The sequence below is a fragment of the Lysinibacillus sp. NPDC097287 genome, assembly GCF_044761695.1.
In the GTDB taxonomy this organism is placed as follows: domain Bacteria; phylum Bacillota; class Bacilli; order Bacillales_A; family Planococcaceae; genus Lysinibacillus.
In genome coordinates, this window is sequence record NZ_JBIWCX010000002.1 from 89,056 (window position 1) to 114,135 (window position 25,080).

General features: G+C 36.1%; 22 protein-coding genes. 15 read left to right on the forward strand and 7 right to left on the reverse strand.

Annotated features, from left to right (window positions below):
- The first annotated feature begins 204 nt into the window (after positions 1 to 204).
- The 3 genes from ACIQ2D_RS03500 to ACIQ2D_RS03510 all read left to right on the forward strand — a co-directional run bounded on the left by ACIQ2D_RS03500 (position 205) and on the right by ACIQ2D_RS03510 (position 4,623).
- Complete coding sequence (locus ACIQ2D_RS03500) at positions 205 to 2,916, forward strand: ATP-binding protein (protein WP_402859480.1); 2,712 nt, start codon at positions 205 to 207, stop codon at positions 2,914 to 2,916.
- Positions 2,909 to 3,625 carry a response regulator gene (locus tag ACIQ2D_RS03505; RefSeq protein WP_402859483.1) on the forward strand — a complete coding sequence of 239 codons (717 nt, stop codon included), beginning with the start codon at positions 2,909 to 2,911 and terminating at the stop codon, positions 3,623 to 3,625. Before ACIQ2D_RS03500 ends, ACIQ2D_RS03505 begins: the two co-directional genes overlap by 8 nt.
- 89 nt (positions 3,626 to 3,714) lie before the next feature.
- Positions 3,715 to 4,623: a VanZ family protein gene (locus tag ACIQ2D_RS03510; protein ID WP_402859486.1), complete on the forward strand. Its 909-nt coding sequence runs from the start codon at positions 3,715 to 3,717 to the stop codon at positions 4,621 to 4,623.
- 246 nt (positions 4,624 to 4,869) lie between these two features.
- Here the strand turns inward: ACIQ2D_RS03510 and serC are convergent, their stop codons facing one another.
- Positions 4,870 to 5,958 carry a 3-phosphoserine/phosphohydroxythreonine transaminase gene (serC, locus tag ACIQ2D_RS03515; RefSeq protein ID WP_402859489.1) on the reverse strand — a complete coding sequence of 363 codons (1,089 nt, stop codon included), beginning with the start codon at positions 5,956 to 5,958 and terminating at the stop codon, positions 4,870 to 4,872.
- A 241-nt stretch (positions 5,959 to 6,199) separates the two neighbouring features.
- Between serC and ACIQ2D_RS03520 the strand changes: the two genes are divergently transcribed.
- The 5 genes from ACIQ2D_RS03520 (at position 6,200) to ACIQ2D_RS03540 (ending at position 10,005) form a co-directional block, all read left to right on the forward strand.
- Positions 6,200 to 6,919: a YwaF family protein gene (locus ACIQ2D_RS03520; RefSeq protein WP_402859492.1), complete on the forward strand. Its 720-nt coding sequence runs from the start codon at positions 6,200 to 6,202 to the stop codon at positions 6,917 to 6,919.
- A gap of 195 nt (positions 6,920 to 7,114) precedes the next feature.
- Entirely contained in the window at positions 7,115 to 7,567 is a 453-nt protein-coding gene (locus tag ACIQ2D_RS03525; RefSeq protein WP_402860609.1) for a GNAT family N-acetyltransferase, read from the forward strand.
- An 87-nt stretch (positions 7,568 to 7,654) separates the two neighbouring features.
- Positions 7,655 to 8,479: an MBL fold metallo-hydrolase gene (locus tag ACIQ2D_RS03530; RefSeq protein WP_402859495.1), complete on the forward strand. Its 825-nt coding sequence runs from the start codon at positions 7,655 to 7,657 to the stop codon at positions 8,477 to 8,479.
- Between the two features lie 22 nt (positions 8,480 to 8,501).
- On the forward strand, positions 8,502 to 9,266 hold the full coding sequence (locus ACIQ2D_RS03535; RefSeq protein WP_402859498.1) for a helix-turn-helix domain-containing protein: 765 nt from the start codon (positions 8,502 to 8,504) through the stop codon (positions 9,264 to 9,266).
- Between the two features lie 43 nt (positions 9,267 to 9,309).
- Positions 9,310 to 10,005: a transglutaminase-like domain-containing protein gene (locus tag ACIQ2D_RS03540; protein WP_402859501.1), complete on the forward strand. Its 696-nt coding sequence runs from the start codon at positions 9,310 to 9,312 to the stop codon at positions 10,003 to 10,005.
- A 75-nt stretch (positions 10,006 to 10,080) separates the two neighbouring features.
- Here the strand turns inward: ACIQ2D_RS03540 and ACIQ2D_RS03545 are convergent, their stop codons facing one another.
- From ACIQ2D_RS03545 to ACIQ2D_RS03560, 4 genes are all read right to left on the reverse strand, one after another.
- The gene (locus ACIQ2D_RS03545; protein WP_402859504.1) at positions 10,081 to 11,184 is read right to left on the reverse strand and encodes a TolB family protein; all 1,104 of its coding nucleotides are present in this window, start codon (positions 11,182 to 11,184) and stop codon (positions 10,081 to 10,083) included.
- A 73-nt stretch (positions 11,185 to 11,257) separates the two neighbouring features.
- Positions 11,258 to 12,721, reverse strand: a complete 1,464-nt coding sequence (locus ACIQ2D_RS03550) for a sensor histidine kinase (protein ID WP_402859506.1) — start codon at positions 12,719 to 12,721, stop codon at positions 11,258 to 11,260.
- A gap of 3 nt (positions 12,722 to 12,724) precedes the next feature.
- Positions 12,725 to 13,393, reverse strand: a complete 669-nt coding sequence (locus tag ACIQ2D_RS03555) for a response regulator transcription factor (RefSeq protein ID WP_402859509.1) — start codon at positions 13,391 to 13,393, stop codon at positions 12,725 to 12,727.
- A gap of 77 nt (positions 13,394 to 13,470) precedes the next feature.
- Positions 13,471 to 14,193, reverse strand: a complete 723-nt coding sequence (locus ACIQ2D_RS03560) for a YwaF family protein (protein ID WP_483869742.1) — start codon at positions 14,191 to 14,193, stop codon at positions 13,471 to 13,473.
- Between the two features lie 156 nt (positions 14,194 to 14,349).
- Between ACIQ2D_RS03560 and ACIQ2D_RS03565 the strand changes: the two genes are divergently transcribed.
- On the forward strand, positions 14,350 to 14,886 hold the full coding sequence (locus ACIQ2D_RS03565; protein WP_402859515.1) for a hydrolase: 537 nt from the start codon (positions 14,350 to 14,352) through the stop codon (positions 14,884 to 14,886).
- Positions 14,887 to 15,291: 405 nt separating this feature from the next.
- On the opposite strand, the gene ACIQ2D_RS03570 is transcribed toward ACIQ2D_RS03565, so the two are convergent.
- Together ACIQ2D_RS03570 and ACIQ2D_RS03575 are read right to left on the reverse strand one after the other, a co-directional pair.
- Positions 15,292 to 15,801 carry a PCYCGC motif-containing (lipo)protein gene (locus ACIQ2D_RS03570; protein WP_402859517.1) on the reverse strand — a complete coding sequence of 170 codons (510 nt, stop codon included), beginning with the start codon at positions 15,799 to 15,801 and terminating at the stop codon, positions 15,292 to 15,294.
- 78 nt (positions 15,802 to 15,879) lie between these two features.
- The gene (locus ACIQ2D_RS03575) at positions 15,880 to 18,183 is read right to left on the reverse strand and encodes a YhgE/Pip family protein (RefSeq protein WP_402859520.1); all 2,304 of its coding nucleotides are present in this window, start codon (positions 18,181 to 18,183) and stop codon (positions 15,880 to 15,882) included.
- 191 nt (positions 18,184 to 18,374) lie between these two features.
- Here ACIQ2D_RS03575 and ACIQ2D_RS03580 point away from each other — a divergent pair, with 191 nt between their 5' ends.
- The 6 genes from ACIQ2D_RS03580 (at position 18,375) to ACIQ2D_RS03605 (ending at position 25,056) form a co-directional block, all read left to right on the forward strand.
- Entirely contained in the window at positions 18,375 to 18,851 is a 477-nt protein-coding gene (locus tag ACIQ2D_RS03580) for a thioredoxin family protein (protein WP_402859523.1), read from the forward strand.
- Between the two features lie 130 nt (positions 18,852 to 18,981).
- A complete protein-coding gene (locus ACIQ2D_RS03585) occupies positions 18,982 to 19,683 on the forward strand; it encodes a tetratricopeptide repeat protein (protein WP_402859526.1) in 702 nt (233 codons plus the stop codon).
- A 222-nt stretch (positions 19,684 to 19,905) separates the two neighbouring features.
- On the forward strand, positions 19,906 to 22,077 hold the full coding sequence (locus ACIQ2D_RS03590) for a bifunctional diguanylate cyclase/phosphodiesterase (RefSeq protein WP_402859529.1): 2,172 nt from the start codon (positions 19,906 to 19,908) through the stop codon (positions 22,075 to 22,077).
- A gap of 340 nt (positions 22,078 to 22,417) precedes the next feature.
- The gene (locus ACIQ2D_RS03595; RefSeq protein WP_402859532.1) at positions 22,418 to 23,617 is read left to right on the forward strand and encodes an NAD(P)-dependent malic enzyme; all 1,200 of its coding nucleotides are present in this window, start codon (positions 22,418 to 22,420) and stop codon (positions 23,615 to 23,617) included.
- A 78-nt stretch (positions 23,618 to 23,695) separates the two neighbouring features.
- The gene (locus ACIQ2D_RS03600; RefSeq protein WP_402859535.1) at positions 23,696 to 24,256 is read left to right on the forward strand and encodes a hypothetical protein; all 561 of its coding nucleotides are present in this window, start codon (positions 23,696 to 23,698) and stop codon (positions 24,254 to 24,256) included.
- Between the two features lie 146 nt (positions 24,257 to 24,402).
- Positions 24,403 to 25,056: an alpha/beta hydrolase gene (locus ACIQ2D_RS03605; RefSeq protein ID WP_402859538.1), complete on the forward strand. Its 654-nt coding sequence runs from the start codon at positions 24,403 to 24,405 to the stop codon at positions 25,054 to 25,056.
- The last annotated feature ends 24 nt before the right edge of the window (positions 25,057 to 25,080 follow it).

Consider the following 25,080-nt stretch of genomic DNA (forward strand, 5'->3'; position numbering starts at 1 on the left):
ACTAGCAAAGCTAATGATTAGTAGGCCAATCATATAAATGTCCATCAATTGAATCATCCCTTTCTTTCTTCGATGCTTTTATCATAGTGCTATTCAAATTAATGTAGTGTTAGGAAATAGTCATTTATATTAAGAACACATAAAGATTAAAATCTTTACGCTTTCTTAATGGTAGGTGGGATTATAATAGAAGAGAGGTGAGGGATGATGGAAGACAGACGGCCAAGTCCAGAGGAATTTTTAGACAAGATTAATGAAGAAAAAGAAGGAACAGTTGGGAAGTTAAAGATATTCCTTGGATATGCCGCTGGAGTGGGTAAAACATTCGCGATGTTAGATGCTGCCCATCAAGCAAAAAAGCTGGGTAAAGACGTCGTGGTGGGCTATGTAGAGCCACATCCCCGTCCAGAAACATCAGCCTTACTTGAAGGGCTAGAACAACTACCAACTAGAAAGATAGATTATAAAGAAAAATTTTTTGAAGAACTCGACATTGATGCAGTCCTTGACCGTAATCCTGAGATTGTACTAATTGATGAGTTGGCTCATACAAATCTTCCATCAATGCGTCATACTAAACGTTTTGGTGATGTAGAAGAATTACTTGCAAAAGGTATACATGTATACACGACTGTTAATATTCAGCATATTGAAGGCTTACAAGATTTAGTGGAAGAAATTACTGGGGTGAAAGTACGAGAGCGCATTCCAGATTACTTAATAGATAATGCAGCACAGATAAAGCTTGTAGATATTGAACCAGATGAATTACTTCAAAGATTAAGAGAAGGTAAGATTTATAAAGTAGAACAAGTAGAAAAAGCTATAGATTCCTTTTTTCGAAAACAAAATCTAGTGGCACTTAGAGAAATCGCTCTCCGTAGAACGGCAGATACGATATATTTCAAAAAGACGAATAAGAACGATCCTCTCGTTCAAAACGCGCCTCTAGAGGAGCATATATTGGTAGGAATCAGTAGTTCACCAACCAATGCGAAAGTTATCCGGATGGCGGCTAGACTAGCACAGGCCCTACATGGTAAATTCACCGCACTTTATGTACAAAAAATTGACAGAAAAGATACCGACGAAGTGAATTCTGAGCGACTGCAACAACACATAAAGCTTACTGAACAACTTGGTGGCAATGTAGTAATCGTACATGAAGATGATGTAGCAGGTGCACTAGCGAATTATGCGCAAATTAGCGGAGTAACAAAGCTTGTGATAGGAAGAACTGCGATGAAAAAGAAATGGTGGCTTCCCAATTCCAAAATAAGCGATCAGCTCAACGACTTTGTACCAAACTTAGCAATACATATTGTACCCGATGTAGAAAACGAACCAAGACGCTTTTCAGGAGTAAGACCTCAACTAAGGTTTGAGTGGATGGATTTGCTGAAAATGTCTGTAGTATTTGGTTTAGCGTCCATCATCGGATTATTGTTCTTAGCCATGGGCGTTAGTGAATCGAACATTATTACAATTTATATTTTGGGCGTATTAGTACTTGCCACATGGACATCAGGTTGGGTGGTGAGCATCATTAGTTCTTTGGTTTCAGTGCTCGTTTTCAACTTTTTATTTACTGAACCAAGATTTTCTATAGAAGCATACGCTCGAGATTATCCAACGACATTCTTAATCATGTTTATTTCTGGTTTCATCACAAGTAGTTTGACGAGGAAAGTGAAGGAGCAGGCAGTTGTTGCTGTTCGAAAGTCTTACCGAATGGAAGTGTTGCTCGAAACAAATCGTAAATTGCAGCAGGCAAAGACTAAAGATGGGATCATCACGGAAGGTATGTCTCAAATTGTAAAGCTTGTAGATAAGCCAGTTGAGTTTTTTGAAATAGAAAACGAACTGATCGTGACGTCTGTTTTTTTTCGAACTGATAGTATGACGGTTATAGAAAATAAAGAAGTATCTGCACTGTTTAATAATGTAAGTGAGCGTGGTGTAGTTAGCTGGGTGGCTAACAATAAGCACGTAGCAGGCATGACAACCGATATATTTCCTGAGGTAAATGCGTACTATTTCCCTTTAATTTCTGGTGGTGATGTAAAAGGTGTTATTGGAATAGCTTTAACGAAAGAATTGCCACTGCCAGCATTTGAACGTCACATTCTACATGCCATCATCAATGATTTTTCATTCGCTCTTGATAAATGGTATTTACAGAAATTGAATGAAGAGGTTGTTCGTGAGGCGGAGCTTGAACAAATGCAAACAAACCTTTTGCGCGCAATATCCCATGATTTGAGGACGCCACTAACAAGTATTGCGGGAAATGCCGAGATATTGATGACAAGAGGGGAGCAGGTTAAGGATACAGAGAAAGTCCAACTGTATCAGGACATCTATAGCAACTCGAAATGGCTCGTGCAAATGGTAGAAAATTTGCTAGCCGTATCAAGGCTTGATGATGGACATCTTGCTATTGAGAAGCAACCTGAACTAGTGGAAGATATTATTCAAGAAGCAATGTCACATGTTGTTCGCTTAAACAATACGCACAACATAACTTACTCTGTTGAGCCAGATTTATTATTGGCTTTGATGGATGCGCGACTCATTACGCAGGTGATGATCAATATTATTGATAATGCGTTGACGTATACACCAGCAGGAAGCGAGATAATATTAACGGCAAAGGAAATCGGCAATTCTGTACACTTTAGCTTCAGGGATAATGGAGCGGGTATTGAAGATTCGTTAAAAGAGAAACTTTTTGAACCTTTTACAACAGGAAAAGCACAGCGAAGCGACAGCAGGAGAGGTCTCGGACTAGGTCTAGCATTGTGCCAAACTATTTTAAAATTACATGGGAGCGAACTAACGGTTGCAGATAATTACCCAAGAGGTACCGTTTTTAATTTTTCTCTTAAAAAAGGAGTTGTGAATATTGATGAGTAAACGAATCCTTGTGGTAGAAGACGATGTAGCTATCGGAAATCTTATTAAGATGACATTATCTACTCAGAATTATGAATACGCCATTGTACAAGACGGCCAAAGTGCATTGCAAAAGGCAATTTCGATGAAGCCTGATGTGATCATTTTAGATTTAGGGCTACCAGATATGGATGGCATCGATATTATTCAAAAAATCCGAAGTTGGTCTCAAACGCCTATTATCGTTGTAAGTGCCCGAGGTGAAGAATCTGATAAAATCAATGGCCTCGATGCGGGCGCCGATGATTACGTAACGAAGCCGTTTAGTGTAGATGAATTACTAGCTCGTATCCGAGTTGCACTAAGGAGGAGTGCAAGTGAACGTAATGTGGACCAAGAACAACCGGTGTTCGTTAGCGGGAATTTAAGAATCGATTATTTGGCAAATACAGTTTTTGTGGGTGGAGAAGAAGTCCATTTGACGCCTATGGAGTATAAGCTGTTGGTCGTACTGTCTAAGAATGTAGGTAAAGTCCTGACGCATAATTTTTTATTGAAAGAGGTATGGCAAGACTTCCTTCAATCAGACATTCCTAGTCTGCGCGTTTTTATGGCAACATTGCGGAAGAAAGTCGAAGAGGATCCAGCTAATCCAAAATATATACAAACACACATACGTGTGGGCTACCGAATGCTCAGGTACGAAAATGAAAGTAAATATGAGGATTAAAAGGTTTTTTTTGTCTCACTATTTTACACTGCCTATACAGAATGTTATAGTAAATTTATGCTATTTATAATATATAAGGTAGGGGTAAAATGAGAACGAAGCAACAAAAGATAATCTTTACTATATTGATCATCTATTCAGCATTGATATTGTACTTTATGTTTTTGGCTTTCGGTAGACCTGGTGCAGCAATGAGCAATCATGCGTATCATTATTATATTATTCCTACTAGTATTCCTTTAAAATTTCCGACTATGGATGATTTGGCATATTTCCAACTATGGTTGTTTAACTTTGGTAACTTAGCAGGATTTATTCCGTTTGGTATATTGATCCCTATGCTATATCGATGTAAATTTTCTAGATTTATTTCATTGTTCTTCTTGTCAATTCTAGTACTAGAAACTTTGCAAATGCTCACTTTTTTAGGAAGTTTTGATTTGATGGATGCAATAGTAAATACAATAGGTGCTGGTATAGGTTTTTGTGCGTATAAAATAGGGTTTCGTTCTAAAAATAGTAGGAGAAATCTTGTAGTCACAGGTATGGCGGTTGTTATCCTTTCAATTGGAGTCATAGGCTTTTCAGAGTTGATGAACAAAGCGTTCGCAAAAGTAGAAGGTCCCGTTACAGCTTTAAATGAACTAATGGATGAAAATCTCCTTAGTTTTGAAATTGAACAGGAAAAAATTGAGCCGAAAATAAACCTATATAGTAGTGAGGACAAGACAACAAAAATTTTCACTTACTTATTAGAGGGCAAAGATATTCTACTGTCTTTAAATTATGGGATTCCTGATCATGTAAGTGACTTCGAGGGAGAAATCATTATTTCTGTTAATGGAGAAGAGGTGGATGTTTATTCTGTTAACAGAGAAAATCGGGTTGGCTCTTCCGAATTTATGTTAGACGAAGTATATGAACTTAAGCTATCAATTAAAGGCAATGTGAAGTTATGGGATGTTACCTATAAAGAGATGAAGTATTGGTGGAATTGATTAGCTCATTTAAAACAAGAAAACGACGAATGATTACAAACTGTAATCATTCGTCGTTTTTTTAATGTTAAGGAAATTATAGATTTTTTGCCTGTGGATAACCTAGGGCATTGTCGTCTAGGCTAAAGCGCTACATCCTCGAGGCGCGGTCTGCTCCCTCGGGCGAAAGCGGTGGAGCGTTTACTTTCGCTTCGGGCTCGCAAGCAGCTTGTCGGATGTGAACAAGCGCTTTAGCGCATTTGTTCCTTATTGGTGTTTGTTTTGGAATTCAACCATGAAGTCACGTAATGCTTCACATGCTTCTAATGGTACAGCATTGTAAGTTGATGCACGGCAACCGCCAACTGAACGGTGACCGTTTAAGCCTACAAAGCCAGCTGCTTTTGCTTCAGCTAGGAATTGTTTTTCAAGCTCTTCGTCAGCAACGCGGAAAGTGATGTTCATTAATGAACGGCTTTCAGGTGTTGCATGACCAGTATAGAAGCCATTGCTGTTGTCGATTGCATCGTAAATGACTTTTGCTTTTGCTTCGTTGTGCTTCGCAACTGCTTCTACGCCGCCTTTTTCTTCAACCCATTTCAATACTTCACCTAACATATAAATACCGAATGTAGGAGGCGTGTTGTATAAAGAGTTGCTGTCAGCGTGCGTTGTGTATTTCAGCATTGTAGGAACGTTAGCATTCTCTTTTTCTAGTAAATCTTTGCGGATGATCACAACTGTCACACCAGAAGGACCAAGGTTTTTTTGTGCACCTGCATAAATGATACCGAATTTACTTACATCAACTGGTTTAGACAAAATGTCACTAGACATATCTGCTACTAATGGAACATCACCTGTTTCAGGGAATTCTTTCCATTGAGTACCGTAAATTGTGTTGTTTGATGTTAAATGTACGTATACATCATCAGCACTGAAATGAATGTCTGCAAGTGCAGGGATATTACGATATTGTTTTTCTTTTGTACTAGCTACTTGTACAGGTGTGCCGAAAAATTTTGCTTCTTTAAATGCTTTTTCAGACCATGCACCTGTCATGATGTAGCTTGCTTGTTTATCAGCTTGTAAGAAGTTCATAGGAATCATTGTGAATTGAAGGCTTGCTCCACCTTGTAGGAATAGCACTTCATAGTTTTCAGGAATTGAGTAAAGTTTTTTCAAGCGGGCAATCGCATCGTTATGTACCTCGTCAAAAATAGCACTACGGTGACTCATTTCCATAATAGACATGCCTGAATCACGGAAGTTTACTAGTTGTTGTTGCGCGTTTTCTAATACCTCTACGGGAAGAGCAGAAGGGCCTGCGTTAAAATTGTATGCACGTTGTGTCAAAATTGTACACTCCTTGTTTGTTTGATGAAATCTCTTTATATGAAATTATAACTTAATTCTCAAGAGAAAAGACAGTATTCTCAATATTTTATTTTTGAAGGATTAAAATGAAGTAAAACGTAATTCAACCTAGTAAATTTCAGCATTTATCGGCTAACCATGCACACAATTCTCGTGCAATTTATAAAATAGAGAATAGGGGAAACATTTATCTTTTTCATAATGAAGAGAGGTGTTTAGTATGGTAATAGAGAGGTTCCAATCATTAGATAATGGCTTTCGATTATTTGATTGGTATCATATGAGCTGGTTGATGTTAACGGCAATTGTTATTTTTATTTTATATAAAATTTATAGCCAGGTGGGTTTGGAAAAAAGAAGAAAAATTCGAGTGATATGGGCGCTTGTTATCTTGATGCTTGAGTGTATTAAAAATCTAGTGTTAGTAGGACAAGATGCGTTTTGGTATGGTTCGTTGCCATTCCATCTTTGTGGGTTGGGCATTTTCATCGTATTGGCACATGCGTTGTTGAAAGGTAATAGCATGGATATGCTACTTTATTGTTTGACGATGCCGGGTGCATTCATGTCACTTTTAACACCGGATTGGACGGATGTATCAGCGTTTAACTATTTGCATTTTCATAGTTTTTTATTTCATCTTCTATTATTCGCTTATCCTGTGACGATGTTAAAAGCGAAAGAATTACAGTTGTCCATACGTAAAATGTGGCAGCCGATTGTATTTTTATGTGTTACCGTTCCATTTGTTTATGTTTTGAATGTAGTGTGGGGGACGAATTTTATGTTCGTCAACAAAGCTGCGGAAGGGACACCATTGATGCTACTCGAGCAATATTTAGGGGAACAGTATTATATCATCGGCTTTATTGGTCTGGTCATCATATTTTGGATCATACTGTTATTGCCAATAATTATTTGTAAAAAACGTCAATACTAGTTTATAAGAAAGAGGTGAGCTTCAACTGTCGGATTGGAGTTTTCCTCTTTTTGTTATCTAAAGATGTCATCCGGAAATGTGGTGGTAAATGGTTAAATGTTATAAAATTTAACTATTAACATAGCGAGAATTTACAAATATTCGCGATGAATGAATAACTGAATGGGGATGATTGAAATGATTCAATTACAAAAAATGAGCAATTTCGATTTCGAAGATTATTTGGCAAGTGCCATTACTGACTATGCATCAGATAAAGTTGCAGCAGGTACCTGGGCGAAAGCGGAGGCAGAGCAGTTGTCCAAAGAATCGTTTGAGAGATTATTGCCGAATGGTGTAGACACGGAAAAAGAATACCTTTATTCCATTTTGATTGGAGAGACAAGGCAAAAAGTAGGTTATTTATGGTTTCAGTTGAATGAAACGTTGATGGGGAAATCTGCATTTATTTTAGATTTCGTGATTTTTGAACAGGTTCGTGGAAGGGGATATGGGAAACAGACGCTAGAGGCATTAGAAGAAGTCGCTAAAAATCTCGACATTCATAAAATTGCCTTACACGTATTTGCCCACAATACAACAGCAATCGCTCTATATGAAAAGGCTGGTTATAAAAATACGGATATTACGATGGCGAAGTATCTGTAGTACTTAGATTCTTTTTTATCTTGGATAATCTATCAAAGTAGGTAAAATTGATAGGATCAAATAGCTATATAATGGGGGATGGTAGCAATGAAAATAACAGCAATCCTTGAAAATACTAAACAAGACAAGCAGTTAACGGCAAAGCACGGCTTGTCCTTGTATATAGAAACTGAAGAAAGGAATATTATTTTTGATTTAGGGCCAGATAGTACCTATATAAAAAATGCAAAAGTATTAGGAATAGATTTGAATAAAGCACATTCAGTCATTATTTCGCATGGACATTCTGATCACATTGGTGGATTACCTAATCTAAATGAAGTGAATAAGCATGCCCAAATATATTTATCACAATATGCGTTAGAACCACATTGGCTTAAAATCGGTGGCTATTATCATAAAGTTGGTGCAAGTAGCGCTATACAGGATATTTATGGAGGTCGTTTAAATTTCATGAATCGAGATATGGAAATTGCAAAGGGAATTCATATTATTAATTTAAGTCCAACAAACGATTTTACAAAAAATCTTTATAAAGGAATTCCAAAAGAGCTAGATGATTTTAATCATGAAATTATGTTAGTTTTTGAAGGAGAGAAGAGATTAATTTTATTTAGTGGCTGTAGTCATCATGGAATTGTAAGTATGGCTGAAGTGGCATTAAAGAAATTTCCAAACAAAAAGATTGATACGATAATTGGTGGATTCCATTTAATCGGAATACCTATTCTAAATACATTGGGGAAAACAGAGAAGGAAGTTATTGCGATTGGTCGTAAGTTAAACGATATGCCAATCAATTGTATCTACTCGTGCCATTGTACAGGTCCCAAAGCATTTAAAATGCTCAAAACTGTTTTAAAAGAAAAATTGAATACTTTCTCAACTGGCGAATCAATCATGTTAAGTTAACGAGTAAATGGAGGGGGATAACATGGGTAAGCATGATTTCCGTCATAAGCTGTTCTTGTTTTTCTTAGAAGATCATATTACTTTTTATACAAATAAGGTAGACACTGATTTTCATCAGCATCATTATATTCAAGTAACACTAGCGCTCGACAAGCCATTTACAGTTGAAATTGAAAAAGAAGTACTCCAGACAACCGGGGTTATTATTGATTCTAATAAACCACATAAAATCCAAGGAACAAATGGCTGGCAATTATATATATTAGTCAATCCAGAATCTTCATTTGGTGAAGCATTAAGCCAAAAGCTAAGGGATAATTATATATATACGTTTGATTACATAGACATGGAGGTAATCACAAAGATAAAATCAATTGAAAATCTCCTACAATATGAGCAGTTTCTAAAATATCTAATGGAAGCATTAGAGTTAAATAAAATAGACGCACATTCGCCCCTTGATCCACGTATTCAGCAAGTAATCGATTATATCGGAAATTCACAATTTGACGAAATTACGATAAAGCAGTTAAGTGAACGAGTATTTCTATCAGAAAGTAGATTGTCTCATTTGTTTAAGGCTGAAATGGGCATTTCTATAACGAGTTTTTTATTGCATGAAAAACTTAAAAGAGCATTTAAGTTAATATTTACTGGCATGAAATTGACGGATGCTGCAATCGAAGCGGGTTTTCATAGTTCTTCACATTTTACGAGAAGTGCCAGAGACAAATTAGGTATGAGCCCAAGAGCGATTAAGAAAGATAGCATCTATTTTAAAGTTTAAGAAAATAAATCCCTTTATAGTTGAAGTATAGGGGGTGATGATAATGAATAGTAATTTACAGGATACAGTGATGTTGGATTTCCATAATCCATGTATTCAGCAACTAGTCAGGCGAAAAGGTTGGCATCATTTATCAGAAAACGAAAAAATCTCGAATATATATGATTTTGTCAGAAATGAGATTAAATTTGGCTATAACAGTAGCGACAATCTTTCGGCTTCGCAAGTATTACAGGATGGTTATGGTCAATGTAATACAAAAAGCACGCTTTTAATGGCACTATTACGAACAGTCAATATCCCATGTCGCATTCATGGTTTTTACATCGATAAAAAAATGCAAAAGGGTGCTTTAACTGGAATTACTTATTTGTTTGCCCCAAAGAAAATTGTACATGCATGGACGGAAGTATATTTTGAAGGGGATTGGGTAGCTTTGGAAGGTGTGATTATCGACGACAATTACTTGCATCAAGTAAAGGATAGGCTTTGTCGATTAGATGGTGGCTATATAGGTTACGGTATTGCTGTCGAACAAAAAGAACAACTGAATGTATGTTGGCGTGGGCTAAGCACATATATTCAAAGTTTTTCAATTACAGATAAACTAGGGGTTTATGATAGCCCTGATGAGTTCTTTGAAAAATACAATAATACGAACGGCTTTTTGAAAAAATCATTATTTAATCTCCTTCGTAAAAAAATAAATAAACGCTTAGATATTATTAGAGGGGCATAAAAAATATAGGAAGATCCAATTACATGGATCTTCCTATATTTTATGATGTGTAGGTTGGTAGACATAAGGTGACAGCTATTCTTGAATCGTAAATACTTCAATGGCATCAATGATCATACTACGAGGCTTTGACGTGCTTATATAAGCCGTTTTGGAATCTGAGCTCCAATGGCCTGAATTCATAATAACAGAACCTAATTCGGCTTGTTCCATAATGCGCACAGTATTAACAAGCTGATCATTCACAAGCTCGGCCATATAAACATTACCTTTATACTCATCGCCTACTTGTACTGGTGTATCGAAAAGGATTTTACTTTTATCAGGAGATAACTTGTAAAATGGAGTCCAAATCCCTTCATCATCCTTTCCTCCTGCAACTAATTGTGTAACTTCATTTGACTCTAAATTCAGTAAGTAAATACCTGTTTTTCCTTTATAGGTATCATTGAAAATGATTTTATTGGAATCGATAAAATCATAATGATCCATAGATTCAATATCTGTTAAGTTAGCAATCGTTTTCATCTTGCCGTCATGGTTTACATGGTACAATCCAAAACCATTTTCAATAGAATCGCCTACTACATATATTCCTTCATCATCTTGTTTAATGGAAGTTAATGAAAAGTTGTCCCATTTGAGAATATTTGTTAAATCCCAAGTCTCAACTTCTGATGAATCAACATTGATGACATGGACTTGAAACTTGTCCCTAAACTCTACATAATAAATTTCTTTTCCTTTATCATCTGCGAAATATAAATACTCTTCCGAACCTTCTTCAATTAATTTTTCTGTCTTCGTGGCAAAGTCTAAAACATACATTTGATCATCTATTCTAGATAGGGCGCGATTACCATTTTCAGATAGTGCAAAAAACTCCTGATCCGCAAGTTTGCTCTCTTCTTGTGTGTCAAGATTCAAAGTATTTGTAGTGCCATTTTTAGTATAGTAAATGTGCTCGCCACGAAAGCCTCTAAAATCTGCATTTTCCGTCACTGGAATTGTGGATGTATGTGCAACGGCTAGTTTACTATCCGCTAGCGAACTATCTAATTGTACATCCTCATTTATCGTTACGGTTTCCTGTGTATTTGCTTCCCCAGATAAGGAACATCCCGCTGCCATAATACTTGCTACTGTTAAAGCAGCGATCCCTAAATACTTTCTTTTCATGTTAATTTCCTCCTCTAAACTGTTTTGTGCTCATATCTATCATAGGAAATAGATATTGCCAAACAGCAAACAGTTATTGCCGAATTGTTGCCAACTTAGGCAAGTTAATTTCGATGATGGCATACGGTTGTTGGTAGTTAAATGAAATAGACCCATTGTGCTGTTCGATAATTTGTGCACAAATGAAAAGTCCCAGTCCGTGATTCCCCTTGGCTGCAGTATGAATAAAAGGTTCAAAGGCATGTGCAATAATGTCAGGAGGAATCGGCTGGCAATGGTTCATTATTGTGATACTATCATTTACACAGATTTCGATTGGATGGTTGGACAACCCATGTTTAATCGCGTTATCGATAACATTAATGATGACTTGTCGCATTTCATCTTTATGGCCATTCATCATAAATGATTTCCCAGTTACATGGATAGGCATCGCGTATTTAGTGGCTTTCAATTGTAAATCTTCGCAAATGGACTGGATTAGCGGAAACAAATCAAATACTTCGAAACTTTTTAATGTAGTGTCAGACTGGGCTTTTGAAAACGAAAGTAATTGCGAAACCATGTCATTCAAACGATCGCTTTCTGAACGAATTTTATGTGCGGCTTTTTCTAAAAATAGTGAGTCATCAAAGTCTTTTTCACCAATTATTTGGGCATACCCAGAGATTGTCGCAAGAGGCGTTTTCAACTCATGTGTGACATTATGGAAAAAGTCAGTCCTCTTTTTTTCGAGTACTAATACTTTTTCTTTTTCCGATTCGATTACGTGAATCTGTTGACGGATTTCGTTTTGCATGTGCTGAAATTGTTTTGAGAGCTCACCAATTTCGTCGGATGTATTGATAGATGTATTCACGCTGTAATCACCATCTGCAATTCGTTTTGTGGCATGGGTCAACGTACGTAAAGGCTTAATAATTTGGCTTGTTAATAAAAGGGAAATCACAAAAACGCCGACGAATAATATAATCGTGAGTAATGTAAAGCTATTTAGTAGTTGTTGATTATGCTTGTACATTTCTGAATAGTCTCCCGTGAACCTTAGCACACCGTAAAATTCGTCTTGAATATAAACAGGGTAGGCAAAGTAAATTATCGTACCCTCTGTTAGTTTTTTAGGCGTATAGGCAGCTTTATTTTGAAAAGCTTGTTGTAGTTCGTTACTGCTATTTTCGTCAATATTGGTTTCATATTTTTGATTTTCCTTGAGAATAGGTATGTTGAATGGTACTGCTTCATATAAAAACTGACCGTCTGTTTTATAAATGGCGACACTTTGCGCATGGAGTTTACTTAATTCCTGGGCAATTGTACTGCCATACTCAATAAACAAGTCATCTTTAGCACTGTGTAGTTGTGAGAACTGCTTAATATATTCTTTTGAAGTATGTTGCAACTTTGTTAAATCATTTTGAATGACGGTCATAGTATTGTTTTCAATCGTCTTTTCTAATAGTTCATTAAAGAGCAGTGCTGCAATTGTAAATAATAATAAAAACCCTAGAAAAAATTTCTTTCGAATGGTCCATCTCATCACTTAGTATCCTTTCATCCGATAACCTGTACCAAAAACAGTATCGATTATCGTAGACCCTAACTTTTTTCGAATTCGTTGAACATGTACATCTACTGTACGAAGCCCGCCTTCAAAATCCATCGCCCAAACAGTGTCCAAAATCTCTTCCCTCGTAAATACTCGATTTTTATTTTGCACAAACAATAACAGAAGTTCGTATTCTTTAGGTTTTAGTGTCACGATGTCATCATGTTTATAAACTAAATGAGCACGTGGGTCGATTTTAATTGCATCATTGATCGTTAAATAATGAAACATACTTTCAATAGGTTGACGGCGAAGCAAAACTTTTACGCGTGCAATGAGCTCTCGTAAATCAAAGGGTTTTGTCATATAATCATCAGCACCGAGCTCAAGGCCGAGTAATTTATCGACAATATCATCGCGTGCAGTCAACATCAGAATAGGAACATTACTTGTGGCTGTTAGTTTTTTACACAACTCAAATCCTGTCGTATCAGGTAACATCAAATCCAAAATCACTAGGTTGATATCTCCACCTTCAAAGCGAGTTAAGGCAGCTTTTCCTGAAGAAGCGCTATGGACAATAAAGCCTTCTTTTCGCAAAGCATACGCTAAAATATCCGTAATGGATTCTTCATCTTCTATTATTAATACTGTTTTGTTCATTGCTGTAACTCCTTCACTATAACTATCTGTTCATTGTACTAAAAAGTTATTGCGAAAATATTGCTAACCCTATATGTTTATCTTTTTTTTGCATTTTTCATCATACTGATAGGCATATACATTAGAAACCACACTGCACCAATCATCCCTGCAAAGCCGATTAAGTAGCCAGGATTTCCAAGCCACTGTTCTAGTAATACAAGAGGCGAGCCGGGGGAGGGGGTATTTAAGAACATAAAGTTCAAATCATAATACTTGTTAAAGAAGTAAATCGGGAATGCGGTAATAGCCAATGCGATCGCTACTTTATGTAATTGGCGCCAATTTGGCACATGTTCACCGCTAGTTAGTAACATAATCGGATAGGCAATTAACAACCCATGTATGATAAAGCTATGATTATGCATATAAGAAAAGATTGCTGTTGTCGTCCATTCAGGAAAAATAAGGGCAGCAAGTGCACCTGGCAATACAAGGGCATAGAGCATTTCAGAATTCGTTTTAGTTGGTCGAAAAGCGTGCCAAAAAACAATGAATATTGCTAGGCTACATAAATGGAATGGTAGATAATAAAATGAAAATGTTCCGTGTGAAATATGATATAAATCCTTTGAAATCTCCATAGTCAAGATGATACAGGCTAGAAATTTCCGTGTTTTTAGGCGTGTAGATAGGGAGGTTTGCCGGTAATACATCGTCAGTAAGTAGATGCCAAGGCTGATGCTTAGCAGCCATCCGAAATGGATATTGTCATATAATTGAAATCCCCTAGTTAAAGGTAAGTGCGACGATACATGCATCTAGAGTTGGCTCCTTTCTTGTGGTTCTTAAAGTAATATTCAAGAATGTTAGTACAGATTCCTTTTATTTACGGTAGCATACTATTTTATGAAAATGATAAATAGAGTGACTTTCGCTATAATAAAGGTGAAATCTAAAATAGGGAGTGTTGTGTGATGTTTACAGTAGAAGAAGCCTGTCTTGTTGTAATCGATGTACAAGGCAAACTAGCAACAATTGTAGATAATAGTGAGGAAGTTATTCAAAATGTTTCAAAGCTCGTACAAGCAATGCAAGCTCTAGAAGTACCTATCCTTTGGCTTGAACAAAACCCGAGTCGTTTAGGCGGGACAGCTCTGAATATTGCACAGCATATGCAAGGCCAACCAATTGCTAAAATGGACTTTAGTGCATGTCGAGAACAGGCATTTATAGATGCAGTCAAAGCAAGTGGTCGTACGAAATTCATTGTTACAGGCATTGAAACACATATTTGTGTCTACCAAACAGCAAGGCAGCTTAAAGAGCAGGGCTATGAGGTTGAAGTCGTGGTGGATGCAGTGTCTTCGCGTACGGGTGCGAATAAAGAACTAGGGTTAGCAAAAATGCAGGCACTAGGTATTTTGCCAACGAGTACAGAAATGATTTTATATGAGCTACTGCAAAGAGCGGATCATGAGCATTTTAAAACAGTATTAAAACTTGTGAAATAAGTAGAGAAAATGAAAATCCAATATACAAAAAAGATGTCTATTTTTAGACATCTTTTTTTGTTCGCAAATTATTTATTTTTTTGTATTATAATTGCAAAAGTTGTGTTTTTATATGCAATAAATAGAGAAACTTAATAATAAGATTTCCTGGCTCATTTAATAGAATCAAATGAAAAAACCACAGCCGCTATTGAGACAAAGGAAGGACGATTTGTCGTTGCGACAGGGGGATTAGATTCCTCTATACAAGTGGTTGATGAAAAAGATGGTGGGACTTCATTCGTGTTGATTGCTGAATTTGCGTTGTTAATAGTGGTCATAGGGCTTATCATATTACGTAAAAAGAGAAAAAATCAGATAGATGAGGATAAAGAATGAAAAAAGAGTCGCTTAGGCGACTCTTTTTTATGCTGGCATTTTTGTTGGTGTTGGTTCTGCGTAGCCTTCTTTATATGCCTCATCGATTGCATTGCGGATTTCTTTTAGGCTCATGCCATCTTTATGCATTTTTGCAGACTGTAAGGCAATTTCAAGACAAGCAAGACAACGTGTACCATGGTCATCCCAAACGATTGTTCCATCTTCACGTTTTTCTTGAATGAAGCAATTTAAGTTGCTTTTATGACCAACTGATTCACCACAACCACAATAGCAAGGAATCCATTCTAAAATTTCAGTACTTTGCCCTGCGATTTGATAGATTAATCGAATGTTTTCGTCTTGGCTATCTAAAAAGGAAGGTAAGACTTCTGCGCTAGCGGTTTCTTCTTGAATATCACCGACAGCATGCTCATGCCCTTCATGTGAAGCTTCTTGTTTTGCAGGTTCTTCAGAATGCTCATCTTTATTTTTTTCTGTGCCACAAGCACTTAAGATTAATAAGGATACAGCAAAAATAGATGCTAATTTTTTCAAGTATAATACCTCCTACAAGTATACAATGCCCACATTATACCATGGTTTGAATGGATGCTGATAGAAGGATAAGAACATTTAGTGGAATATATTAGATTCTCTGGATTTCCTCATTAATATATCCATTTTTTCACTTAGTAGCTTCTTAAAGAAGAAACCAAAAAGAATAAAGAAGAGCCATACAAATAACAGTACACCTACATCCATAAATATTTTACTCCAGATTATACCTCCGACAGCTTCTCTCATCATTTCAATCGCATACGTAAATGGTAAAAATGGATTTATAAATTGAAAGAACTTAGGCAAAAGTTCAACAGGGTATGTCCCACCTGAACCAGCGATTTGCAAGACGAGCATTACGATTGCCATAGCCTTCCCAACGTTCCCGAATACGGTCACAAGGGTGTAGACAATGGTTACAAATACGAAGCTAATAAAGAGCGCGAAGAGTACAAAGTAAAGTGGAGCGTGAATAGAGCCATCTAACAATATAATATCGCCTATTGCAATAATGATTGTTTGTAATAAGGAAAGCGTTGCAAATGTTAGTAAGCGTCCAAAATATACTTCCCTTATGCTATATGCGCGTCCATGATGTATGTCCACCGCAAGGAGTGAAATTAGTAGTAAACAGCCTACCCAAATCGAGAGTACCGTGTAAAAAGGTGTCATACTTGTACCATAATTAGCAATAGGAAACAGTCTATGTTCTTCTAATTTAATGGGTTCCTCAAAGAAGTCTCGTTCTGCATTGACATCGTTTTTTAGTAATTGAACGATTTCGGTAATATCTGCTTCATCGTTTAAAGTACGAAGCTTCTGTGCTAGTTCAACAAATTTCTTATTTAATGATGGGAGATTGGGTTGAACTTGGTCGAGTATATTCGAGGCAGACGATAAATGCCCTTGTGTATTTTGTAATAGTTGTGCTGCCTGTGGAATTATATTTTTCACTTTTGTTAACATCGTAGAGGCACTTGTTAGTGTGTTTTTTGCCCCAGCTAAAGTTGAATTTATTTTGGGTTCTAGTTGATTGACGTAGTTGTTAAAAAATTGATCTAAATGATTCGTAATATTTTGTGCAAGTTGTTGTAAATGGGCAATATCATTTTTGATGGATTCGTTATTACTAGCTGTTTTATCTAGCTGTTGGACATTGTTAGACACTTCCGTTAACAATGATTTTAATTGATTGAGCTGAGTAAGTGATTTGGAAGTATAATCTGCTAAATTTGAATTCGCTTGTAATTGTTTTTGAACGGATTGCAGTTGTTGAATTAACTTATTATTTTCTACTTTTGCTGATTCTTCAGAAGTAGTTTGTTGTAACTGTGTAATTGTATTTTGTATAGACTTTTCTAGTTGTTCGCGTGCTGCTGATTCGGTACTAGTGACTTTTTGTAGTGTCTCCATAGATTGAATACTATTTTTTACAAGTTGCTGTGCTTCTGTTAGTTGTTTTTGAATTTGATTAATAGTAGTGCCATTTGAATTTGTATTTTGAAGTCTCTCAAGTAGTTGGCTAAATTCGGTCTTTATTTTTTTTATTGTCGCTGAATTTTCTTTGACAAGGGGCGTTAAATTTTGCAGCATTGTGTCTACTTTATTAATAAGTGTTAAGCCGCTATCTATAGAGGAAAGACCATTATCAGTGACTTTTTGTACTTCAGGAATCTGCGACATGGCACCATTAACTAGTTTTATGGCTTCTTTTGCATCGTGGGTTACTTGCGTTAGTTTTGATTCGATTTCAGGTAAATGCTGTTCGATGGTAAAGATATAATTTTCGAATTTATTGATATCAGGGATTTTTTTCTCCACTTCGATACCAACTGTATTAAAAATATCGAAAATCGTGCCATTAACTGTTGATACAAATTCACTTGAAATTTGACCTGTTATCACACTAGCACCCTTACTAGTGATTTTCGGTGCGATAGGATTGATTTTTTCATTTACATAATAGTCAATCTGGGCTTTTGTAGGTGTATCGGTCATAATGGAAGTTAAATTTTGTGAAAAGTCATTGGGTACTATAATGGCAGCGAAAAAGTCACCATTTTCTAATTGATTTAGAGCTTTTACTCTCGAAGTAAAATGCCAAGAAAAATTTTCATTTGCCGCTAAATTCGTGATAATTTCATTACCTACATTTAAATCATTACCGTTAACGAATGCTCCCGAATCTTCATTGACAATAGCGATTTTCATATTAGCTGTATTTGCATATGGATCCATTGAAGCGTAAATGTTAAACCATGCATAAAGAGAAGGTAAAAAGACCAGACCACTAATAATAACTGCTGTTACCCAATTGGTTAAGATGTTCTTGATATCTGTTTTATAAATTTGAAAAATATGCTGGATAGAGGATTTCATGCAATCACTTCACATTCATTTTGTTTTTATATAAATAGGATTCCAAAATTGAATTGAATTATGATGAAATATTGTAAAAGCTTATGGCTAAAGACAAATTAGTTTACTATAATTTGAAAACACTTTATAATCAGTCACGAATACACTAAAAATAGGATGTTTTAGTGTCATAAAGGGAGGAATACAAACTAATGAAAAAGCTTCTAGTTATCGGAGCGATTATAGTTGTGTTATTTGCAGCGGTGATTGTCTTAACAAATGTATCGAACAATAAAAAGCTATCAAGCGTTGATAATCCATACGGCGATAAAGAGCTACAACAAGAAACAATAGATCAATTAGATGATGAAAATTACCAAAACATTATGTTACCAGAAGAACTTGAGAAAAAAATTGCTGCAGGTGAAGATGTGAATGCCTACTTCTTCAGTCCAACTTGTACACACTGCCAAGCGTTTACACCGGTATTAATGCCAATCGCTGATGAACTTAAAATCGATATTAATCAATTAAATGTCCTTGAATATGGTGAGTTATGGGAGAAGTACAACCTTGAAGCTACACCAACATTCATTCGTTTCGAAGATGGTAAAGAAGTAAATCGTTTTGTAGGAGCATTACCAGAGGCTGATTTACGTGCGTTCTTTGATGCTGAAGTATTAAAATAAGATAGTAAATGATCCCTTACAAGTTAGTTGTAAGGGATTTTTCTAATTTATCAGAGCATTTTATCGTGCTGTGTTTTCGTAGTGTATACTATACTTACAGAAACAAGTTGTGAATAACGGGGGAATATGTATGACAATGGATGATTATTTTTTCAATGGTGAGCTGATGAAGTGCTATGAAGCTGCTAAACAAGTAACGGATGGACATGAAAAGGAATTAGCAGATAAATATATCTCTTTATTAGAAGAATACGAGTATGACGCATATCCGAAGCCAACACAGGCAGTTGTGAGTCAGGAGGAAGAACGTGCCGATGAAAGCTACCTGTCATCAGATTTAGTGGCAGAAATTCGTGCTATAAAGGAAGAAGCGGAGTTTACGTTACGAGTGAAGGAGCTTGAAGAAATAGCAAAAACAGGTACAGCAGATGAGAAGGCTCAGTCTTTCTTCACGCAAGGTGAGTTATTCTTATTCGCACATCATTACAATGAAAGCGTACATTGCTTCACACAAGCTGTAAAAGAGAATCCTAATAAGGCATTGTACTGGGGAATAACAGGACAAACAATGCATCGCTTTGGCTGGATGCCATTTGATGCACTTGGCTATTTAGAGCAAGCAATTCAACTAGATCCTACGAATGCGCGCTGGAAATGGAACAAAGCACTTGTACTTATTCAATTAGCGAAAGATTTGCAAATGGCGCCATTCATCGCCAATGCAGCAATCACGTTAGAAGAAGCAATTACTCTTTGTGGAGAGCACCAACGATCGTTAAAAGAAGCTATTCAAAATACAATTGATAATATGGAGAGTTATGTATTTGCATAAAGATTAAAAGTCAGCATGATGCTGGCTTTTTTTTTGTGAAAAAAAGAATTCTAACAAATATCCTTACACAAACTTATAATTTCAGAATAGTTTATCCATTCTGGTTACATTAATTGTATTTCATGGTAATCTAGAGGTAGAGACTATATAAAATGTATATAAAAAAGCTATATGAAGTTTTGTCCGTAATAGTAAATTGGATAGAATAGGAGGTATGTATTGATGCGTAAATTTGGGGCAGATATTTCATTATACAAACAAGGACTTCGATTTCTATTGTTTTCTATCATTTTACTCGCGATTATTGGTTTTTGGAGTGATGAATTTTACGGAATCTTTGGGGAGAAAAATTATGTAACGATTCACTTGATGATTGAGATTCTTATTATTGTTGTCTCCTTGACCATTGCCATCCAATCTTGGTTGATTTCGCCCTATCTTTTATCGAGTACTCGTCTATATCTTGGTGCGTTATTTTTAACGATTGGTTTACTTGAAATAGCACATGCTCTTTCTTATAAAGGTATGCCGTTTTTTATTACTGATAGTACTCCATATGCAGCGACTTGGTTTTTTATAATGTCCAGATTGTTCTTAGCGATTGGTTTATTTATTATTTTTTATTTTAAGGAAAAAACGATAAATGATTCTCATAGATGGATTGTTTATAGTTTGTCTATGTGTGTGACAATTGCTTGTGTTGTTTTAGTTTATTCGCAGATTCTGCCTAATCTTATTAATGAGGGTAGTGGACCTACAGTATTGAAAAATAGTCTTCAGTATGGGGCTGTATTTGTTCAAGTAGCTTTACTTCTATTTTTGATGAGTCATTTTAAAGTAGCGCCAAGAAGAATATTTTTACTAGTAGGTGGCTCAATCTACTTAATCGTGAGCGATATCCTGTATACAACATATAATGATGTATACGATATTAAAAATTTCACCGGACATATTTTTCAGCTATCTGCATTTTATATATTTTTTAGAGCAATATACTATTCTTCCATCGAAAAGCCATTTCAGCAGTTAATAGAGACACAGAAACATTTAAAAAAATCGCAAGAAGAAATGCAATTTATGGCATATCACGATGATATAACGAATTTACCGAATGAGCGTTATTTAATGGAAGCTTTAAAGAAGAAATTATACATAGATCAATCAGAAAAGGCTATTTTGGCTATAGATATAGATCGTTATACGACCATTAAGGCATCGCTAGGAAAAACCTACGCAGACCAAATGCTAGGTATGGCGGCAGCAAGATTACAACATATATTACCTGAAAAATATGTACTTAGTATTTTAAGGGAAGATTACTTTATTATTTTTATTGATGAACAAAAAAATCCCCAGTATCTGATGCAACTGGGGAAACAATTGCAGGAAGCTATGACGGAGCCTTTCTGTATACAGCACTTTTCATTGAACGGTAATTTAAATATTGGAATTGCTGTTTATCCAACAGATGCAAGTACAGAGGAAGAGCTACTGATGCACGCAAAAAATGCGATGAATGAAGCTGGTAAAATACCTGCACGTATCATGTTTTATGAACCAAGCATGTCTAGTGGGATGACCGAAAAGCTAATTTTAGAAAATGATTTACATAACGCCCTAGAAAATGATGAACTTTTCTTAGAATATCAACCACAAATCGACTTGAAGACAGGTGAAATTATATCTGTAGAGGCACTGGTGCGATGGCAACATCCTGAAAAAGGGTGGATTTCACCGGGGGCATTTATCCCGATTGCAGAAGAATCAGGTTTAATTATTCCAATAGGGCAATGGGTACTAGAAACTGCGTGCTATCAGGTAAAGCAGTGGGAGCAGGCAGGCTTGCCACCGCTGAAAGTAGCTGTGAATTTATCCCTAGGTCAGTTATTCCAGCAGGATTTAGTGGATATGGTACAGGAAGTGCTAACGAAAACAGAGCTTGAACCACAATATTTACAATTAGAAATAACAGAGAGTATGACCATCAACATTGATCATATGACTACTGTTTTACGTAATTTAAAAGAGCTTGGCATCACAATTGCAGTTGATGATTTTGGTACAGGATACTCATCATTATCTTATTTAAAGGATTTTTCTATTGATTGTTTAAAGATAGACAGATCATTTGTGCAAAAAATCCAATCTAATTCTACAGATGAGGCACTTGTAGCAATGATTATTTCAATGGCGAAACATTTGCGTTTAAAAGTAGTAGCAGAAGGAATTGAAGAAGTGGGACAGTTAGCTTATTTAAAAGCGAGTAAATGTGAAATGGTACAAGGTTACTTATTTAGCAAACCAATCCGACCATCGATATTGCAGAAAAATTATCAGGAAATCCAATCTAATGCTCAAAGTATTTTAAGTAAGCTGACAACAATTGAAATGTAAAAATGCGTGAGTTAAAAATAAAAAGTTAATGGATAGCCTCGTTTCACATTGAAACGAGGCTATCCATTTTGGCAAGGGGAAATTGTATCGAAAGTAACATGAAAGGTGAATATTTCCCCTATAATTGGATAGTAATACAATGTATACGTTTTCTCCCCTTTATAATTTTTGAAAAATATTAATCATTATTTTTTTTAGAAATAACTACTCTAAGTAGCATTGACTTTACTTAGGTGAAGTAATATAATTTTCAAAATATAATAAACAGAATTTAATGAATAGTTTTGCAATTATAATGTTATTCGAAAAAGAATTTAGTTTGAGGATAGGGGTTTATTAAATGGATATTATGCAAAAAGCATTAGAAATGCACAGGCAAGCTCAAGGTAAAATGAAAATCGTGGCAAAAGTGCCGGTTCAAGACACATATGACCTTAGTTTAGCGTACTCTCCTGGAGTTGCGCAGCCGTGTATCGAAATTGAAAACAATCCACAAGCCGTATACGATTATACGATTAAAGGGAATTTAATTGCTATCGTAACTGACGGAACTGCAGTTCTAGGACTAGGAGATATTGGACCAGAAGCAGCTTTACCGGTAATGGAAGGAAAAGCAATTTTATTAAAACGTTTTGCGGATGTTGATGCGTTTCCAATTTGCTTAGCAACAAAAGATGTCGATGAAATTGTCCGTACTGTTAAAACAATTGCCCCGACATTTGGAGGCATTAACCTAGAGGATATTTCAGCACCTCGTTGCTTTGAAATCGAGGACCGTCTACGTCAAGAATGTAATATCCCAGTATTTCACGACGATCAACACGGTACTGCTATCGTTGTAGGGGCAGGACTATTGAATGCAGTGAAAATTGTCAAAAAGCAACCAAAAGATGTGAAAGTTGTTATTAATGGCGCTGGTGCAGCTGGTATCGCAATTTTACGATTACTTCTACAAATGGGCTATAAAAACGTGGTAATGTGTGATACAAAAGGTATCATTTACGATGGGCGTAAAGATGGCATGAATAGTATAAAAGATCAAGTTGCTAAAATTTCTAATCCTGAAAAACTTCAAGGGTCATTGGATGATGCAATTGCTGATAGTGATGTATTCATTGGTGTGTCGGTAGCAAATTTATTAACAAAAGCACACATTGATTCGATGAATGATAATCCAATCGTTTTTGCATTAGCTAATCCAAATCCGGAGATCACATATGATAATGCACGTGCATGGGGAGTTCGAGTGATGGGTACTGGTCGTTCAGATTATCCAAACCAAGTAAACAATATGTTAGCATTCCCAGGGATTTTCCGCGGAGCATTAGATGTACGTGCAACGGACATTAATGAAGCGATGAAACTAGCGGCTGTAGAAGCAATTGCGTCGTTAGTTTCGGAAGAAGATTTATGTGAAGAATTTATTATTCCGAAATCTATGGACGAGCGTGTAGCGAACGTTGTTGCAAAAGCGGTAGGTAGTGCTGCAATTGAATCCGGCGTGTCTGTATTGTTCCAACAACCACATTTACGCGGCTAATCGTTGCCCGTTCTTTATCAACGACAATCATGGTATGATAGTTACGTAATGATTTGTTGATATAAAGGACGGGTTTTTATGATAGCACAAGAAGCGGTAAATAAATTTATTGAAAACATTTGTAATCACTTAGTACGAAATATGAATATTACAAAAGTGGAACAGCACTTTAAAGAAACGATTGCGATACAGCGTGAATCGTCAACTTCACAAATCGCATTTTGGGATTTGCTAATGACGAATATGCTATATTTCACCGAAAATGAGCAAGTATGGGAACGAGAATTTTTAAAAATGCTTGAACAAAAACAATGGCAAAAGCCAACGAAGCTTGAAGAAGAGTTATTAATGCATCAAATGCGTGTACGTCAGCAGGTCGCTGAGCAAATGGACGACGCAACAGCACTTTTTCACAAGCAATATGAAACTGAAAATTTAACAGAAGAAGATATTGTCTATGATTATGCTTATAGCTCAGCAGGACATTCGATGCGTATGGATTTATTGACGGTACTTGTGTCAACACCAGAGCAGTCAAAGGTATTATTTGATGCAGACCCACAGGAAACTATCCGTATTGTAAATGGCTATATTGCGTACCATATAGATGGCATAATCAATAAAACCGAATTACTATAGTATCGAAGTGACTCCCTTGCTAAGCAATGGGAGTTTTTGTTTGGAATATGGGAGTGGTAGATTAGCAAAAATAATACAACATTTGTTCAGGATAATTGTTGAATATGATAAGATGGTAGTAATTTCACTTGAAAGGAATTATGTCCATGAATTCACCATTTACATTTAAACATACACAACCGTCCAATATGGATCCCGATAAAAAATACCCTGCAATCTTTTTACTACATGGTATGGGAAGTAATGAGGATGATCTCCCTCAATTAGTACAAGACTTTAAAGAACAGTGTCATATTTTTAGTTTGCGAGGTCCTATTACGCAAAAACCAGGATATGCATTTTTCACAATTCAAGAGATTGGCAAGCCAGACCGTGCAATTTTTGACAAAGTATTAGTAGCCCTACAACGTTTTATGCTAGAGGCAATTGACGAATATCAAATTGACCCAAATAAAGTGTATGTTCTCGGCTTTAGCCAAGGGGCTATTTTAGCGCAGTCATTAGGGTTTTCTATGGGGAATTTAATCCGTGGAATAGTGGCTCTTAGTGGTTACATACCAAAATTCGTCACAGAAGAATATGCTATTCGCCCAGTTGATCATCTGCAGATTTTTATCTCGCATGGTGATTATGATTATGTGATCCCATCACAGTGGGGTGTTGAAAGTAAGGAAACGTTTGAGAAATTCGGAGCAAATGTCGTATTTAAGCAATATCCAGATGGACACGGTGTAACACCGGAAAATATGCGCGATCTTATCGCATTCTTAGTCCAAGAATTGCAAGAGAATGTGCAGTAGTATTAGTTGAAAAGCCGAGGCGAT